Raw genomic sequence first — 16,587 nt, 5'->3', positions numbered from 1 at the left:
CTGGTCAGCGCGAGTCGCGTGAGCGGCGCACGGCGGCGACGACCGCCAGCGCGGCGCCGGCGAGCAGGAGCGCGCCGCCGCCGATCCAGAGGCCGATGGTCTGGCCCTGGTCGAGACCGGTGGCGGGCAGTCCGTCGGCGCCCGTGATGGTGACGGCTGCGGTGCCGCCCGCGGAGGTCGAGGATACGGCTGCGATGTTGTACGTTCCCGTGGCGTTGGACGGGAGGGTGATGTCGATGGGGGCGATCGAGCCGTCCTCGGCGGAGGTCGTCGTGTCGCTGGCCGTGCTGATCGCGAAGCGCACCATGCCGATGCTCGCCTCGGCGCCGTTCTCACCGGTGACGGTGATGGTCACGGTCTCGTCGGACGCGAATGTCTCCGCCTCACATGCGAAGACGATGGTGCCGCCCGCCTGCGCCGTCGCCGGCGTGGTGGTGCATGAGCCGGAGGGCGGATAGATGGTCGACGCGCTCGCCGCCGCAGGCACCGCGATCGCGGCTCCGAGTGCGAGCGTCGCAACGAGGGCGGCTCGGGGGAGGAACCGGGGCATAGGTGTGCTGGCGATGTGGGGCATCGAGTGCAGTCTACGAACCCCCGCACACTGCGGCAACCGCGGCCGGCGGAGTCAGCGTGGGGGTCATGGCGGCTTCGAGCGTCGAGGCGACCGGTGCCGCGGCCCGCGCGACGACCGTGGCCGTCGCCGTCTGGCCGGGCGGGAGGTCGATGGCGAAGCTGAGGACGCGGCGTCCGTCGTGCGTTCCGCCGCCGAATCCCGAGCCGTCCGACATCGTCGCGTCGATCAGCTCGAAACCTTGGGGCAGGTACAGATAGCCGATCGTCCGGGTGATTCCGGCCGGCACACCGAAGGCGCCGTTGCCGGTGATGTAGGACGGAAGGCCGGCGGCGTCGGCCGGAGCGGTGTTGCCGATTGTGACGGTGAGGACGGCGTCGCCCGTCGCCTGGCCCGCGGAGTCGAGGGTGCAGCCGTCCCAGGCGAGGGTGGCCGAAGCGCTCTGATAGAAGTCCATCTTCGAGCCGGTGCCGTCGTTGACGTACACGCCGAAGCGCGCGGCGTCGTCGTCCGACTCGGGCAAGCCGCCGGCGAGTGTGGTGCCGGCCAGCAGACGCTGCTCCTCCTCGTGCGCACTCCACAGCAGCAGGCGGTCCTCGTCACCGGCCCGGGTGAGCGCGGCCACCAGCGCGGCCGGGTCGACGTCGCCGCCCGACAGTTTCGCGAACACCGAGGCGGCGGCCACGGCGAAGAAGTCGTCCTGGTCGGCCGGTCGCGGGTAGCGGGCGTACACCTCGTTGAGGAGCAGCGGCACGGCGGTGTCGGGAGCGAGCACGTCGCCGGTGGGCAGGGTGATCGGGCCGGTGGCCTGGAGGAGGTACGACAGTGCGACGGGGTCGAGGGCCATGACGCCGTCGACCTGCTGCCCGCCGTGCTCACGGGCCCACATCTCGCGCGCGAGGGTGGCGCTGACCGTGAAGTCGGGCACCTGGGTCACGTTCTGGATGAACCGCGCGGGACGATCGCCGTAGATGGCGGTGATCTCGTCGTCGAGGGGCAGCACGGCGTCGTCGTAGCGGTCGTAGTCGCTCGACGATTCCTGCGCCGCCAGGCTCAGCGCCCCTCCGTCGGTGTGGATGAGCGCCATCGCACCGGGGATGCCGGCCAGCGAGCGCCATTCGGCGTTGTTCTGGAAGAGCACGAGGTAGTCGCGGGGTCCGTCGGCGCCCAGCATCGAGGGGAGGAGCTGCGTGGCGCGGGCGAGCGCGTCGGTGGCGGTCCCGGCCTCGGTCAGGAGCCCATCGACCTCGTCGACGGCGGTGCGGACGGGGGCGACCAGCGCGGTGCGGTCGATCGCCGAGACGGATGCCGCAGCCGCGCCGACCCCGTCGGTGGCGGTCTGCGCGGCGCCGCTGATCTGCTGCAGCGGAGCGAGGTCGAGGCGACCGCCCTGCGGCCGGAGTGCGTCGACCCGGAAGGAGGCTGCGACCTCGGAGAGCGGGCGCAGCGCGGTGCTCGCCACGCCGTCGAGGGATTCGGCGACGGTGGCGACGGCGGCGAGTTGGGGGCCGACCCACGGGACGCCTTCGGCGAGGCTCCATACCGGGTCGGAGGTGAGCGCGTGGGCCGCGCCGGTGTCGGCGGCGAGCGAGGTGATCGCGTCGCTTGCGGCGGCGGGGTCGGCGAGGCTGTCGCGAACGGCGACGGCGGTCTGCTGCGCGTCGCGCAGGTGGCTGTAGGCCAGTGCACCACGGATGCCGATCCACGCGGCGCCGAGGATCGCGACCAGCAGCACCACGCCGAGGACGACGGCGAAGACGGTGCCGCCGATGCGCGCAGATCGGGGCAGAGGCGAGTCGGTCACCGATCCACCATACGATGCGGCTCCCGGCGATCCTCAGCGTGAGACCCGTTGCGAAACGTCCCCGTCGACCGCCCGCAACGTGCCGAGCGTATGGTGGGGCCGGGATAGGGGGGCGCGATGGCACGGTCGAAACGACGGCGGCGGTACGACGTCGGACACGAGCCGTGGCTGCTGCGGGAGTACGGTGGCGCACCGATGTGGGTCATCTGCCTGGCGGCGGTGTTTCTCGTGGCCGTGGGAGCGCTCTGGTTGGTGGCGGGCTGATGACCGATGCGCCCACGCTCGCACCGGCCGCTCCGACGACCGCGGCCGTCGCAGCGGTGCATGTCAGACGTAGCCAGAGGCGCGGCATCCGTCTGCTCGTCGTCTATGCCGTGATGCTGACCCTGATCGCGTTCTGGCCCGTACCCGTCGACCAGGGTGCGTCTGGTTTGCTGCGTACGATCTCGAAGGCCATGCCCTGGCTGACCTACGACGTGATCGAGACGACCGCAAACGTCCTGCTGTTCGTGCCGTTGGGAGTTCTGCTGGCCCTCGCGCTGCCTCTCCAGCGGGGCCTCGTGGTGCCCTTGGCGCTCGCCACGACCCTGGTGATCGAGTCGGGGCAGGCGCTGTTCCTCGCCGAACGCACGCCGAGTCTGCGTGACATCGTCGCGAACGTGGTCGGCGCGGCCCTCGGCCTGGCCATCGTGCAGCTGGCGACACGACGCGCGACGCGGTAGCGACCAGACGCGCGGGTCAGCTCCCGAAGCAGCTGCGGGCGTCGCGGGTGCTCAGCAGGATCAGTCCGATCAGCGACAGCGGCGACCCGCCGATCACGGACCACAGGCTGGTGCCCGAGAAGAGACCGAGCACCAGCGCGATCGTGCGGGCAGGGGGCTCTGGCTCTAGCTCTGACTCCGGCTCTGGCTCCGGCTCTGGCTCTGGCTTCAGAATGGTGCGACGGCCTCGTCGCCCGGCACGAAGACGACGCGCCGCTGAGCGTGATCGAGGTACGGTCGGCCGGCGGGACTGGTCCACTCGAGGGTGCCCCCGGCGAGCTGGCGCACCGTCCAGTCGGTCGCATGTTTCAGCGTGTGATGTCGCTTGCAGAGGCAGGCGAGGTTGCGGATGTCGGTCGGACCGCCTCGGGCGTGGTCGTGCGTGTGGTCGTCATCGCACAGTCGCGCCGGCCTTCGGCATCCGGGGAAGCGGCAGTGCGGATCCCGGGCCTTGAGGTACCGCTGCTGCGCGGCGGAAGGGTGGTAGCGGTCCACCGCGAGGACCATGCCGGTCACCGGATCGGTCATCACACGGTCCCAGCTCGGCGCGTCGCCGGCGAGGCGCCGTGCGGTGGTCGGGTCGACGGGTGCGATGCCGTCGAGCTCGGCGCCGGCGCTCGTGACGCCGGTCAGGGCGAACGCGTCGGCCAGGACACGCAGCTTGCGCGCGCGGAGAGCAGCCTCTTCGGCGTGGAGGCGGCGCAGCTGCGCAGCGGGGCCCGCACGGCCAGGGCACGTGCCAGACGATGCCCTTGTGCACCGGAATCGGGCGCGCTACCATCCGGGCATCGATTGCCAAGGGGTACCGCAATCGTTGGGGTCCATCGCACGGTGCGACGGTTCGTCGCGCCGACTTCGACCGGGGGCGAGATCATGGACAACAAGCACGACGACGTGCCGACGACGGCGGCGTCAGAATCGGCGCTGGCGGACGCGGAACCCGAAGGTGGAGATGCGCGACCAGCAGAGGCTGCCGACGACGCGCCCATGAGTGGGAGCGCAGGGGACGCGGAGAATTCCCCGTCGACGGCTCCGGCGGCGTCGAAGCCTGCCGAGGTGGCATCCGCGCCGACCGCGGTGATCAGCGAGGATGACGGGGCGACGGCGTCCGCGGCATCTCCGCCCGATGTCGCGCCTGCAGCGGCATCCGACTCCGCCCCTGCACCGGCTCCCGCGCCGGCCCCGGCTCCGGCTCCCGCGCCGACGCCCGTCAAGCCGACGCTGACGCTGTCGGCCGTCGTTCCGCCGAAGCCGGCGGTGACGGCACCCCTTCCGTTGACGGCAGTGGCGCCGGGCGTGGCGGTGCGGTTCACCGTCACCTCGACGGTCGCGATCACGGCACCCACCCTGAAAGCGGGCAGCGCACCGATCGAAGCGACCTTCGTGAATGCGCAGCGCGCAGCGACAGCGACCGAATGGGTCGCCAACGTCACCTTCGCGACCCAACCCGCCAACGATGTGTACGCGACCGCCGGCGAGGGAGCGGATGCGGTCATGTCCCCGGCGATGAGGATCACGATCATCGCGCCGTCCCCGGCACCTCCCGGAAACGGCGCGGGAGGCGTCGCGGGGCCCGCCGAAGTCGCCGTGGGCGAGTACGACGCCGACTTCGCCCGGCGCACGGGTGCCGTCTTCCGCGGGCTCGCGTACCTGTTCGCCGGACTCGCGGCCTGGATGCTCCTGTGGATCCTGCCGATGGGAGGTCTCGCCGACGAGGCGACCGACATCACCGACAGGGTCGTCGCCGCAGCCAGCACGATTGCTTTGGCGGTGGGCGTCATCGCGATCCTGGCGGGGGTCTGGATGGCGCTGCTCGAGGCGAGAGGCCGACAGCGGGCTCGCGTCGCTCTCGCCGAAGGCGGCTCTCGGGGCGCCGGCGGTGGGCTGGGAATGAGCATCGCCGATGTCGAGAAGCTCGCCGCGGCTTTGAGCAAGGTGCGCGGCACCATCGCCGCCTTCGTCATCGGCGTGCTGCTCATCGTGCTCGGACTTTCGGCGCTCACCGTCGATCAGCTCGTTCCCGATCCTGCAGCGACGACCCAGACCGAAGAGCCGGAACAGACCGGCGACGACGAGCGATGAGCGAGGTGCACGCGGTGCTGATCGGCGTCGCCGAACCGGCGCCGGTGCGGTGGTCGGACCAGCTCGCCACTTTCGTCGCCGCATCCGAGCCGTTCCTCGACAGCGACTACAGATTCGCGACGCTGGCGGGCGTCCACGAGGACCTCGACACCTACACCCGGATGATCGTGGACGAGGCACCGGATGCCGTCATCTCGCGCCTCGAGGGAACGGAAGACGCGACCCTGGCGAATGTCACCGCCGAGCTCGAGAGGCATGTGCGTCCCGATCTGCCCTGCACCTGTTCCGCACTCGTGATCGTCCTCGTGGGGCACGGATTCCAGGTGCAGACCTGGGATGCCGACGAACCCGACCGCCTGGACGAATTGTTCGCTCTCGCCGACCTGCCTCTCATCGACGACTGGTGGGTGCCGTTCTGGCGCGCCGCGCGCCGCGATCTGACGGCCACCATCATCGTCGACTCCTGCCATTCGGAGACGATCGTGCGAGGCCTGTTCGTTCCCGATCCCGTCATCGTTCGCGAGACTGTGAGCGATGGCCCCCGTAGGCTCATCATCTCTGCGTCGATGGATGCGCAGTTTGCCCGCGAGTTCTCCATCGGCGGGCGGGTGCAGGGCGTGCTCACGCGCGAGCTCGAGCAGGCGTGGGCCTCGCCGCCCAATCGCGCCAGCTACGAAGCCTGGTTCGTCTACGCGGCTCCGTTCGTGAATCGGACGATGACGCAGACGGCTGTGTTGAGGATCATCGATCCTCAGCAGACGATTCAGCTCGCCCGGCCCTTCACCGCGTGACGCCGTACAGTCGCCCCGTGTCGACGGGGACCGGAAGAGGACGGCGTGGCCGTGGGCCGCCCGGCTATCCGCGAATGCTGTCGATGTGGTCGCGGTACCAGGCGACGGTGCGGTCCAGGCCTTCTGCGAGGCTGATCCTGGATGTCCAGCCGGCGTGTGCGAGTTTCGAGACGTCGAGCAGCTTCTGCGGGGTTCCGTCGGGCTTGGTGGTGTCCCACTTCGTCTCGCCTTCGAACCCGACCACGCCGGCGATCGTGTCGGCGATCTCGCGGATGGTGAGGTCCGAGCCGGTGCCGACGTTGACCTGCTCAGGCCCGTCGTAGTGCTCGAGGAGGTGCAGCACAGCATCCGCCATGTCATCCGCATGCAGGAACTCGCGACGCGGCGTTCCGGTGCCCCAGTTCGTCACCGAAGCCGCACCGGACTTCGCGGCCTCGTCATAGCGGCGGATCAGCGCGGGCAGCACGTGCGAGCCGTTCGGGGAGAAGTTGTCGTTCGGCCCGTACAGGTTCGTCGGCATCGCAGAGATCCACGGCAGCCCGTACTGGCGACGCACAGCCTGGATGTTCAGGATGCCGGCGATCTTCGCGATCGCGTACGCGTCGTTGGTCGGCTCCAGGTGACCGGTGAGCAACGCGTCCTCGCGGATCGGCTGCTCGGCGAACTTCGGGTAGATGCACGACGACCCGAGGAAGGCGACCCGTTCGACGTCGTTCGCCAGTGCCGCGTCGAGCACGTTCGACTGGATGCGGAGGTTGTCGCTGAGGAAGTCGACCGGGTAGGTGCTGTTCGCCAGGATGCCGCCGACCTTCGCGGCGGCGAGCACGAGGTATCGCGGCCTGATGTCTGACATGTAGGCGAAGACCGCGTCACGATTCTTCAGGTCGAGTTCCGTGGACGTCTTGCCGACCACCTCGGTGAAGCCCTCGGCCTTCAGCTTTCGGACGATGGCCGAGCCCACGAGCCCGCGATGGCCGGCCACGTAGAAGGTGGCGTCCCGGTCGAGCTGTGCCGGGACATACTGCCGAGGGTCGGTCGCGGTCGTCACTTGCCGACCAGTGATGGTTCGGATGTCCACGAGACCAGGTTGACGGAGTCGATCCACTCCGGACGCTTGTCCAGTGCCTCCACGTCGGCGTCGACCATCAGCTCGGCGACTGCCATCCCGTCGAGAGACGTCTTCCAGCCGAGCTTCTCGTGGGCCTTCGAGGGGTCGCCGATGAGTGCGTCCACTTCGGTCGGACGCAGGTAGCGCTCGTCGAACTTGACGAATTCCTGCCAGTCCAGGCCGACGTGCCCGAATGCCGCCGCCAGGAAGTCCCGGATCGTGTAGCCGATGCCGGTGGCGAGCACGAAGTCCTCAGGCTCGTCGACCTGCAGCATCCGCCACATCCCTTCGACGTACTCCGCCGCATACCCCCAGTCTCGGGTGGAGTCCAGATTGCCGAGGTAGAGGTCCTCCTGCTCGCCCGCCTTGATCCGGGCGACCGCGCGGGTGATCTTGCGCGTGACGAAGGTCTCGCCGCGGCGCGGGGACTCGTGATTGAAGAGGATGCCGTTCACCGCGAACATGTCATACGCCTCGCGGTAGTTCTTGGTGATCCAGAAGCTGTAGAGCTTGGCTGCCGCGTAGGGTGAGCGCGGATAAAAAGGCGAGCGTTCGTTCTGTGGCGGGGGCGTGGCTCCGTAGAGCTCCGAAGTCGAGGCCTGGTAGAACTTCGTGTCGATGCCCGACAGACGCACCGCTTCGAGCAGACGGATCGTGCCGATGCCCGTCGTGTCGGCGGTATGAACGGGCTCATCGAACGACACGCGCACATGTGACTGGGCGGCGAGGTTGTATACCTCGTTCGGGTGGATCTTCATGAGCAGGGTCACCAGGCCCGCCCCGTCGCTGAGGTCCCCATAGTGAAGGAACAGCCTTGCGCTCGGGTCGTGTGGATCGACGTAGAGATGGTCGATGCGATGCGTGTTGAACGTCGACGCACGGCGTATGAGGCCGTGGACTTCGTAGCCCTTTCCGAGCAGCAGCTCGGCGAGGTAAGAGCCGTCCTGCCCGGTGATACCGGTGATGAGTGCACGCTTCACGTCGTACTCCGTCCCCCAGCGACTCGCGGAGGCCGTACGGCCGTCTCCGCACAAGTCACGGATTCCGCGACGCCGGCAGCCAGGCTCGGGTGAACCTGTCGGGAGCTGTCACACCGTCGAGAACAGTGCGACGATACCGCAGTCCGCGCGGCGAGAATAGGCCTCTCGTCAGGCGGTCTCGGCGACGACCGCCGCCGAGGTCCAGCTTCTTGCGCGGCGGTCGCCGCCAAGCCGAGGCGTTATGGGCGGCCCATGCCGTAGTAGGTCCATCCGGCGGCGCGCCAGGCTGCGGCATCCCATCCGTTGCGTCCGTCGATGACGACGCGGCCCGAGGTGAGGGTGGAGGCGTGTTCAGGGGTGAGATCGCGGCGGTACTCGTCCCATTCGGTGACGAGCACGATGGCGTCGGCCTCGCGAAGGGCTTCGTCGCGGTCAGCGACGTAGTTCAGCTGGGGGTGCAGGCGCTGTGCGTTCTCGATGGCGGCGGGGTCGGTGATGGTGACCCAGGCGCCGAGGCCGTGCAGGCGGATGGCGACGTCGAGTGCGGGGGAGTCGCGGATGTCGTCGCTGTAGGGCTTGAAGGCGGCGCCGAGCAGGGTGACGTTCTTCTTGAACACGGAGCCGCCGAACGCGTTGATGATGAGATCGACCGCACGATCGCGGCGGCGGAGGTTGATCGCGTCGACTTCGCGGAGGAAGGCGACGGATTCGCCGCGGCCGAGCTCTTCGGCGCGGGCGGAGAATGCCCGGATGTCTTTGGGGAGGCATCCGCCGCCGAAGCCGATGCCGGCGCCGAGGAAGCGGCGGCCGATGCGCACGTCGTGTCCGATGGCGTCGGCGAGCTGGGTGACGTCGGCGCCGGTGACCTCGGCGATCTCGGCCATCGCGTTGATGAACGAGATCTTCGTGGCGAGGAACGCGTTGGCGGCGACCTTGACGAGCTCGGCGGTGGCGCGGTCGGTGACGATGAACGGCGTCTCCTTGGCGACGGCCGGATGGTAGACCTCTCGCAGGACGTCCGCGGCCCGCTCGCCCTCGTCGCCGGCGTCCACGCCCACGACGAGGCGATCCGGGTCGATGGTGTCTTTGACGGCCCAGCCCTCGCGCAGGAACTCGGGGTTCCAGACCAGGGTGGCGCCGGTCGCCTCGATGCGCGGCGCAAGGTCGGCCGAAGTCCCGACCGGCACCGTCGACTTGCCCGCGACGACGTCACCGGGAGAGAGGAACGGCAGCAACCCATCGACTGCGGCGTTCACGTACGTGAGGTCGGCGGCGTAGCCGTCCTTCTGCTGCGGCGTGCCGACGCCGATGAAATGCACCTTCGCGCCGGCCGCCTCGGCCATGTCGGTCGTGAACTTCAGTCGTCCCGACTCGACTCCGGCCGTCAGGAGCTCCTGCAGGTCAGGCTCGAAGAACGGCGCCTCGCCTCGCGAGAGGGCCTCGACCTTCCTCTGGTCGACGTCGATTCCGACGACGTCGTGACCGATCGAGGCCATCGCCGCCGCATGCACGGCCCCCAGGTATCCGCAGCCGATGACAGACAGGCGCATGGTTCTCCGTTTCGTGGGGCGAGAGGGAACTTGTCATTCCTATCAGAGGGCCGTGACCAGAAGATGACGGGCTCTAGTCGTTCGTATCATGGGCGTTGGAGCACAGGCGCCATCGTCACGCGCCGACGTTCTTGTCCACGGTGCGGCTGCAAGACGCTACTGTGCTGGGAGGACCGATGGCGAGCCTGAGTGGCACGAGCCGGTCCGGTCCGCCGCCCACGAGGGCGAATCGCACGCTCGGTGCCAGGCACAGGATTCGAGACAGAGCTACGACGGAGACCGGATGTTCGCACAGCCCACCGCGCCCGTGAGAGTCTCGGTTGTGATTCCTACGACCGGTAGGCCCGAGCTCGCGCGCGCCGTGCGCAGCGCGCGAGACCAACGATCAGACGTCGGCGTCGAGGTAGAAGTCGTGGTCGTGAACGATGGCCCCGACGCAGCAAACGCTGCGGCCGTCGACGCTGATGTGCTCGTCTGGACCGGTGGTCGGCGTGGTGGCGGTCACGCCCGCAATCGCGGCGTGGACGCCAGCAGCGGTCGCTACGTCGCGTTCCTCGACGACGACGATGAGTGGACCGATACGAAGCTGCGAGATCAGCTCGACGCGATCAGCGCCGCGACTAGGCCCGAGCGCACTGTGGTCGCAGGTCGCCACGTCCATGTCGCTCCGGGCGCCTCCTCAGGATCGGAGCCAGGGCCCACCGCACTCATCAGCCCTTCCGAGTCGATCGGCGAGTACCTCTTCCGTCGGCGCCGGCCTTCCATCGGGAGGGCCGCGATGTACACGTCGACCTTGCTGTGCGATCGGGATCTGGCCCTCAGCGTCCCCTGGCGCGAGGATCTGAAGCGGCATCAGGACTGGGACTGGCTGATCCGGCTGGGCAGAGAGGGCGACGTCGAGTTCGTGCAGTGCCCGTCTGTCGTGGCGCACATCCAGACAGGCTCATCGAATTCGATTTCTGCGGGCACGGACTGGCAGGCATCACTCGCCTGGGCGGACGAGAGCCTCGACGACGACGCCGTGTACGTCGATTTCGTCGTCGGACAGACGCTGCGATACGCGCTCACGGCGCGGTCGGGGCGCGGGGTATCCGCAGTTCTGCGCAGGATTGCGCAGCGCCGCCGCGTGCCCGCCATCGGCCCCAGCGTCCTCGGACTTGCCGGCATCGTGCCTCGCCGTGGCCTTGAACGGCTCATGACACGCGAAGTCGTCACCCCGGCGGGCGGATGAGCGAGCGGGAGCGGGTGCGGCCATGATGTCCATCGCCGTCGTAGCAGCCGCTGTGATCGCCTTCCTCATCGTCTGGCACTTCAAGGGGGGCGCTGTCGCGACGACGCTGGCGATGCTCGCGGGATGCTCGCTCGCCACGGTTGACCTGGTGACCGTGGGACACTCGGGTGCGCTGACTGCCACCGCGACGGCGGGCGTGACGCTCGTCACCTATCACTTGGCGTTGCTGGGCGGACTGCTCTCCATGCCCCGATTGACTTTGCGGAGCATCTCGCCCTGGTTCTTGTTGTTCCTCGTCTCGGTGCTCGTGCTCATGCTGGGTCGCGGACTCACGTCGCCTCACGTGGTGAGCGGATTCATCCAGTGGGGGAGCGCGGTGTTGGCGTGGGGCGTGGGCGGTGCCGTCGCAGCCTCCTCGCTGCGGGATGGGAAGCCGCGCGAAAGGCTCATCGCTGTCACGATCGGCGTGATTGTCGGATGGCATGGTGTGGCCGTCGGGATGCAACTCCTCGGCCTGCGCGCCGTCGGCAGCGTCGATGCAGGGGATGTCGACATCACGCGAGCAAGCGGGATCGCGGGGCATTCGGGCAATCTCGGGAAGATCATGTTCGTCCTGATCATGATCCTGCTGCCGATAACCCGCTCGACGGACAGAGTGGCGCGGCGTTGGGCGGTCGTCACGATCGCCGTCAGTGCCTTGTTGACCGGTCTGAGCTTCAGTCGAGCGAACATGGCTGCCGTCGTCGTTCTGGTTGTCCTGTGGCTGCTGCTGGGGCCGGGAATCAGCCTCGCCAAGCGCTTGTTGGTTCCCGTCGTCGGAATCGTTGTCGCCCTCCCGATTCTCGACGTGCTCATCCTCCGGAACGAGTACGACCCGGACGGGGGCTCGCGTCCGATACTGATGGAGACTGCGTGGCACCAGATCTCCCAATCGCTGTGGCTGGGCGTAGGGCCCAACAACTATCTGGGAGTCGTGGGGCAGTACGATCCCCTCGCCGCAGGCGGGCTTCCCGTCCACTCAGCGTTCGTCCTTGCCCTCGCCGAACTGGGGCTGGTCTCCGCCATATTGATTGCCGCGCCGCTGATCGGGGCGGTGGTGGTGAGTCTTCGTCGACTCGGTCGACGAAATCCTGCCCGTTCGTATGCGGTCGCGTTGTTGGCGTCTGTTCCGGGTATCGTCCTGATCGCGTCGACGGGGTGGGGTCTGCTGCGCGAGCAGTACCTGGTGATCCTCTTCTTCGCGATCGGGTACCTGCTATCCGCGCAGCGAAACGCGGCGGACGCGGGAGGCGCCGAAGTGAAAGACCGCCCATACGAGGAGGAACATGACCTCGAACCCGTCGGCCCTGCGAGTGCTCGAGGTCGTGAACCCGCCAGACGGGACAACTCGCTACATAGATCAAGTCGTCGCCTTCGCCGATGACGATGTGGCGTTCTCCTACATCTCGGTGGGGAACCTGCTCGCACGTGATTACGATGTCGTGCATTTCCACTGGCCAGAGATGATCGTCCGTCATCGATGGCCGTTGATCGAGTCCGTCAAGTGCTTCGCGTTCGATGTCTGGGTTCGAACCCTCGCGCGACGCCGCACTGCCATTGTGCGCACACTCCACAATCCGCGCCCGCACGAGGCGCCGCGCCGTGCGGTTGCACGTTCCCTTCGCCGCCTTGACGCGGCCACGGATCTGTTCGTCGTCATCAACTCGACGGATGAGGCGCCGGAAGGAAGCTTGTACATACCCCACGGGCACTATCGCGATCGGTTTGCCTCGCATCAGAAGCAGCCGTTGACCCCGGGCAGGCTGCTGTATGCCGGTCTGATCCGGCCGTACAAGGGGGTCGAGCAGCTGATCGCCGCATTCGAGTCGGCTGCCGATACCGAGTGCACCCTGAGGATCGTCGGCAAACCCACCCCCGAGCTGCGAGAGTCCATTACCGTCGCGGCCGACGCGGACCCTCGCATCTCATCGCGCCTGGACTTCGTGCCCGACGACGAATTCGTCAGGGAGATCACGCAGGCGGAGCTCGTGTGCCTTCCCTATCGCGATCTGCACAACTCCGGCATCCTGCTGGTCGCCCTGTCTCTGGATCGCCCGGTGCTCGTCCCCGATACTCCGTCGACGCGCATGCTCGCGGAGGAAGTCGGTCCCGGTTGGGTCATCACTTTCACCGGTGTGATCGATGCCGACGACATCTCCGCTGCCCTCGCGATCGTCCGCGGGGGCGGCCGCGCTGCTCGGCCTGCTCTGACCGATCGCGACTGGGAGCGTGTGGGGAAGCTCTACTCGGCGGCGTTCAGACAGGCGCGGGCCCGGACAACGGGCTGATCGAGTCCTCTGAGACCGCTGCCACGGCCCGAGGCTCGCCCCTCAGCTGTGCAAGCTCCGCCCGGACGACAGCGAGTTCGGCACGCGCACGTGCCACGGCGTCCCGTACCTCCCTGGAGAACGCAGTCGTGCGCTCGGGCTCGAGCCGCGGTAGGTCTGTCGCGTCCGCCCCCTCGAATACGCCGGCGAAGTCAAGCCCGACGGCATCGAAATGGCGCCGGATCTTCCCCCCGGAGGACTCGACCCATCCGAGTGGCACGGAACCTTCCGTCGCTCCGATGATCAGGCCGTGCAGCCGGTCTCCGACCACGAGCAGACTTCGACGGTAGATCTCGCGGATGCGGGACTCATGCTCGGCATGTGAGGAGTCCTCCCTCCAGTCGATGACCTCTCCGCCGAGTGCGGCGGCAAGTCGGGCGGCGCGGTCGGCATCCTGTCGAACCTGCACCACCACGACAGGGCGGAGGCCGTGATCCGCGCTGAGGGTTCGGGCCCACTCGATCCATTCGGCAGACGGCAGGTCTCTGTCGCCACGCAGGACGAAGGCGCAGAGCTCGCGGCCGCCTGAGGGCCACAACTGGATGGGGCTTCCCTCCGCGAACGCCCAGTCGGGCGCGACCGGGCGATCCACGATCCATCGGGGCGACTCGACGTCGCGCCAGCGCACATACTCCAGGTGCTGTCCCGCCCAGCGGACCGGGATGCGGAGCAGCCGGTTCCCTGAGGGAGGAACGGATACGCCGACCCAGACGGTTGCGCCGCCACGAATGCGGACCATGAGCGACAAGGCCAGGAGTGCGCACAGCAATCCAACGCGTGCCGGGTGAGCCCGGAACTCGCCGGCGTTGAGAACCAAGAACGTCTTGCGTCGCAGCGCGCTACGGATCACCCCTCCGTACCAGCGTGCGAACCCGGGTGTCAGTCGGTCACTGGGCTCCACGCCGAGGCCGCTCAGAAAGTCGGGTGTGCTGCGGTTGATCCACAGGTCCAGCGCGCCGATCTGCCGGATGGCGGCCACATAGGGCCGCCGCAGCAAAGAGTCGCCGATGTTCGTTCGCTCGCCCGTGATCCAGGCGTACACCGTGGGTTCAACCCTGTGACGGGCGGAAGCAGCAGCGGTCACCGGACATGCCAGAGATCGGTAGGGAAGGCGGCCAACAACGCGCCGTGGTCCCAGTCGGTGATCGGTGGGGCAGGTGGGGCATCCAAGGCGTGCTGCCAGCTGTCGGATGCCGAGGGCGCCTCTCGCCCCGTGCCCTCGTAATAGTCGAGATATTTGAACGGCTTCTCCTTGGAGGAGGCGACGAGCACGGCGGGTACGCCGTACGCCTCCGCGATCGCGATCGCATGCAGTGAACTGGCGATCACCCGCTCGGCCGATGCGAGAAGGCGGACCCGTTCGATCGGATTTCCCCGCGGGTCGATCGCTTCATCCGGCCAAGACTTCAGATCGTTGTAATTCGGCATCAGCACGGTGCCGCCGGTCTTGCGGCGAATGCCGAGCTCCTCATCAGTCCACAGGTGTGGCAGGAGCAGCGCGGGATCACCGAACACGTTCGGCACATCGTTGCCGAACGAACGCAGTACAGCGGCGGTTCGAGGTCCTCGCACCGCACGGACGTCGACGAGAGGAAACTCAGCAGTGTCTACCGTCTTGCCGTTGACTCCCGCGCCCCACACGACGTCCCCCGATGCAGCCAATCGCATGATCGACCCGACCGCAAGCAGGCGGGGTGTCCGCCCGCGGGGCTTGCCGAGCCCGTGGCGCGAGTGGAGGCGTCGTACGATGATCGGTCCCAAGAGGTCGCCGAAGTTGTCGAATCCTTTTCGCGCAGGGATCCAGCGTGTCACCGGCCCCGAGCCGAGTCGGCCCCACCGCTTAGGGTTCCAATGCACGATCTCAGGCACTGCTTTCTCCTCGTCTCTTGAACACTTGAAAGATCTGAACGCGCACCGCGCGACGGTTCTCCGGATCCGCTATCAGATAGCAGGTGGCCAAGCTGCTCGACATCCCGAGCACGCCAAGCGGGACGGCGAAGAGCCAGAAGGCGCCGTCGACCGCTGCCCAGGGAGTCGTTTGGAGGATAGCTATCGCAACCACAGCCGGTAGGACGGCGATCACGCACTTGAGGACCTGCCAGAGGTAACGCCAGGCGGGCAGGCGAATGTAACGGTGCAGTGCGTACAGTCTGATCGGCCACGTCACTATCCGAGCAAACCGTGAGAACGCGATACCCAGGACGCCAAGCGGTGCGAAGGCGAAGACCAGTCCGATGGAGATTGCGTTCTGCAGGAGGGCGAGCCACAACGCGACATCTGCGTGGTTGGTGCCCACCAGTGCCGACCGGTCGAACATCGCCACCGCCGCGAACGCCCAGCCGCCGGCCATGATCCAGATGAGCGGGATGGCGGCATCCCAGCCTGGTCCGAAGAGGAACGGAACGATCTGAGGAGCGAGGACGGCCACGAGTGCGAACACCGGGAAGCTCAATGCTGCCGTCGCGAACGTCAGCTGGCGGAAGATCCTGCTTACCCGCTCCAGGTCATCTTGCGTCCGAGAGAAGGTCGTGAGCGAGACGCGGCTGATCACGGAGCTGACCAGTTCCTGGAGCATGACGCCGAGTCGCTGGGCGAGGGAGTAGATGCCGAGCTCCGAGACAGAGAACAGCGCACCGACCACGAGCTTGTCCACTTGCGCCTGGATGGCGTCGAGGAGTTCGATTCCGAGCAGGCTCATGCCCGTCTTCCACAGAGATCGCAGCGACTCGATGGAGAAGGCGAAAGCCGGTCGCCACGAGGTCGATGACCACAGCACGACCACCGCCATCGCGCTCTCAGCCACGGCCTGTGCGACCAGGGACCAAACCCCGAATCCACCCAGTGCGAGCGGCAGCGCGATCGCGGCTCCGATCAGCGTCGACAACATGGTGCGGACTGAGAGGGTGCGGAACGCGAACTCCCTTGCGAGAAGAGCCGCGGGGACACGGGACAGCGCAGCGAGCGGAATGATCGCTCCGAGTGCCACGAGCACCAGCCTCAGTTCGGGTTGCCCGAACAACTGCGCGAGCAGAGGAGCTGAAACGACGAGAAGTCCGTACACGATGGCGGCGAGCGCCAGGGAGGTCCAGAAGGCGGTGGTCGCATCCTTGGGCTCGAGGACGCGCTTCTGAATGAGTGCTTTGGAGAATCCCGAGTTCACGAACACCTGGAGGATGGCGATGATCGAGGTCGCCAACGCAACCAGGCCGAAATCAGAAGGCGGCAGAAGGCGCGCGAGAACGGCGAAGAGGAGCAGGGAGACGACCTTCGTCGACCACTGCTCGATCAGCACCCAGCCCGCGGAGCCCAGGAACTTGCGTCCGAGGCCGTCATCTGTCGTCAC

The 16,587-nt window shown here is 67.7% G+C and carries 16 protein-coding genes and 1 pseudogene; 8 read left to right on the top strand and 9 right to left on the bottom strand.

Features of this window, described 5'->3' with window-relative positions; all coding sequences use genetic code 11:
* Positions 1–4: 4 nt before the first annotated feature.
* Positions 5–574: an LPXTG cell wall anchor domain-containing protein gene (locus tag ACI3KY_RS02530; RefSeq protein WP_404928640.1), complete on the bottom strand. Its 570-nt coding sequence runs from the start codon at positions 572–574 to the stop codon at positions 5–7.
* 10 nt (positions 575–584) lie between these two features.
* Positions 585–2,375 (bottom strand): DUF4012 domain-containing protein, encoded by a 1,791-nt coding sequence (locus ACI3KY_RS02525; protein ID WP_404928638.1) that lies wholly within the window; start codon positions 2,373–2,375, stop codon positions 585–587.
* A gap of 117 nt (positions 2,376–2,492) precedes the next feature.
* Between ACI3KY_RS02525 and ACI3KY_RS02520 the strand changes: the two genes are divergently transcribed.
* Positions 2,493–2,639, top strand: a complete 147-nt coding sequence (locus ACI3KY_RS02520; protein ID WP_404928637.1) for a hypothetical protein — start codon at positions 2,493–2,495, stop codon at positions 2,637–2,639.
* Positions 2,639–3,097 carry a VanZ family protein gene (locus ACI3KY_RS02515; RefSeq protein ID WP_404928636.1) on the top strand — a complete coding sequence of 153 codons (459 nt, stop codon included), beginning with the start codon at positions 2,639–2,641 and terminating at the stop codon, positions 3,095–3,097. The genes ACI3KY_RS02520 and ACI3KY_RS02515 overlap by 1 nt, the downstream gene beginning before the upstream one ends.
* A 207-nt stretch (positions 3,098–3,304) precedes the next feature.
* Here the strand turns inward: ACI3KY_RS02515 and ACI3KY_RS02510 are convergent, their stop codons facing one another.
* The gene (locus ACI3KY_RS02510) at positions 3,305–3,664 is read right to left on the bottom strand and encodes an HNH endonuclease signature motif containing protein (protein ID WP_404928635.1); all 360 of its coding nucleotides are present in this window, start codon (positions 3,662–3,664) and stop codon (positions 3,305–3,307) included.
* A 528-nt stretch (positions 3,665–4,192) separates the two neighbouring features.
* Here ACI3KY_RS02510 and ACI3KY_RS02505 point away from each other — a divergent pair.
* Complete coding sequence (locus ACI3KY_RS02505; protein WP_404928634.1) at positions 4,193–5,218, top strand: hypothetical protein; 1,026 nt, start codon at positions 4,193–4,195, stop codon at positions 5,216–5,218.
* Positions 5,215–6,009, top strand: a complete 795-nt coding sequence (locus ACI3KY_RS02500; protein WP_404928633.1) for a hypothetical protein — start codon at positions 5,215–5,217, stop codon at positions 6,007–6,009. The genes ACI3KY_RS02505 and ACI3KY_RS02500 overlap by 4 nt, the downstream gene beginning before the upstream one ends.
* Positions 6,010–6,073: 64 nt before the next feature.
* Here the strand turns inward: ACI3KY_RS02500 and ACI3KY_RS02495 are convergent, their stop codons facing one another.
* The 3 genes from ACI3KY_RS02495 to ACI3KY_RS02485 all read right to left on the bottom strand — a co-directional run bounded on the left by ACI3KY_RS02495 (position 6,074) and on the right by ACI3KY_RS02485 (position 9,647).
* Positions 6,074–7,057 carry a GDP-L-fucose synthase family protein gene (locus ACI3KY_RS02495; protein WP_404928632.1) on the bottom strand — a complete coding sequence of 328 codons (984 nt, stop codon included), beginning with the start codon at positions 7,055–7,057 and terminating at the stop codon, positions 6,074–6,076.
* Entirely contained in the window at positions 7,054–8,097 is a 1,044-nt protein-coding gene (gene gmd, locus ACI3KY_RS02490) for a GDP-mannose 4,6-dehydratase (protein WP_404928631.1), read from the bottom strand. The genes ACI3KY_RS02495 and gmd overlap by 4 nt, the downstream gene beginning before the upstream one ends.
* A gap of 239 nt (positions 8,098–8,336) precedes the next feature.
* Positions 8,337–9,647 carry a UDP-glucose dehydrogenase family protein gene (locus ACI3KY_RS02485; RefSeq protein WP_404928630.1) on the bottom strand — a complete coding sequence of 437 codons (1,311 nt, stop codon included), beginning with the start codon at positions 9,645–9,647 and terminating at the stop codon, positions 8,337–8,339.
* Between the two features lie 88 nt (positions 9,648–9,735).
* Between ACI3KY_RS02485 and ACI3KY_RS02480 the strand changes: the two are divergent.
* The 4 genes and pseudogenes from ACI3KY_RS02480 to ACI3KY_RS02465 all read left to right on the top strand — a co-directional run.
* Positions 9,736–10,203, top strand: a pseudogene (locus ACI3KY_RS02480) (glycosyltransferase); the annotation flags it as partial.
* Positions 10,204–10,425: 222 nt separating this feature from the next.
* Entirely contained in the window at positions 10,426–10,878 is a 453-nt protein-coding gene (locus tag ACI3KY_RS02475; protein WP_404928678.1) for a hypothetical protein, read from the top strand.
* 22 nt (positions 10,879–10,900) lie between these two features.
* Positions 10,901–12,301 carry an O-antigen ligase family protein gene (locus tag ACI3KY_RS02470; protein WP_404928628.1) on the top strand — a complete coding sequence of 467 codons (1,401 nt, stop codon included), beginning with the start codon at positions 10,901–10,903 and terminating at the stop codon, positions 12,299–12,301.
* Positions 12,204–13,205 carry a glycosyltransferase gene (locus ACI3KY_RS02465; RefSeq protein ID WP_404928627.1) on the top strand — a complete coding sequence of 334 codons (1,002 nt, stop codon included), beginning with the start codon at positions 12,204–12,206 and terminating at the stop codon, positions 13,203–13,205. The genes ACI3KY_RS02470 and ACI3KY_RS02465 overlap by 98 nt, the downstream gene beginning before the upstream one ends.
* Here ACI3KY_RS02465 and ACI3KY_RS02460 read toward each other — a convergent pair.
* Genes ACI3KY_RS02460 through ACI3KY_RS02450 form a run of 3 tightly spaced genes read right to left on the bottom strand, consistent with a single transcriptional unit; the run spans position 13,174 to position 16,587 of the window.
* The gene (locus tag ACI3KY_RS02460) at positions 13,174–14,286 is read right to left on the bottom strand and encodes a hypothetical protein (RefSeq protein ID WP_404928626.1); all 1,113 of its coding nucleotides are present in this window, start codon (positions 14,284–14,286) and stop codon (positions 13,174–13,176) included. The two genes, ACI3KY_RS02465 and ACI3KY_RS02460, sit on opposite strands and share 32 nt — an antisense overlap.
* 38 nt (positions 14,287–14,324) lie before the next feature.
* Positions 14,325–15,113 carry a polysaccharide pyruvyl transferase family protein gene (locus ACI3KY_RS02455; RefSeq protein WP_404928625.1) on the bottom strand — a complete coding sequence of 263 codons (789 nt, stop codon included), beginning with the start codon at positions 15,111–15,113 and terminating at the stop codon, positions 14,325–14,327.
* Entirely contained in the window at positions 15,106–16,587 is a 1,482-nt protein-coding gene (locus ACI3KY_RS02450) for a lipopolysaccharide biosynthesis protein (protein ID WP_404928624.1), read from the bottom strand. Before ACI3KY_RS02450 ends, ACI3KY_RS02455 begins: the two co-directional genes overlap by 8 nt.

The organism is Microbacterium sp. ZW T2_14 (assembly GCF_044987405.1).
GTDB lineage: Bacteria > Actinomycetota > Actinomycetes > Actinomycetales > Microbacteriaceae > Microbacterium.
This window is presented reverse-complemented; position numbering and strand designations above follow the sequence as displayed.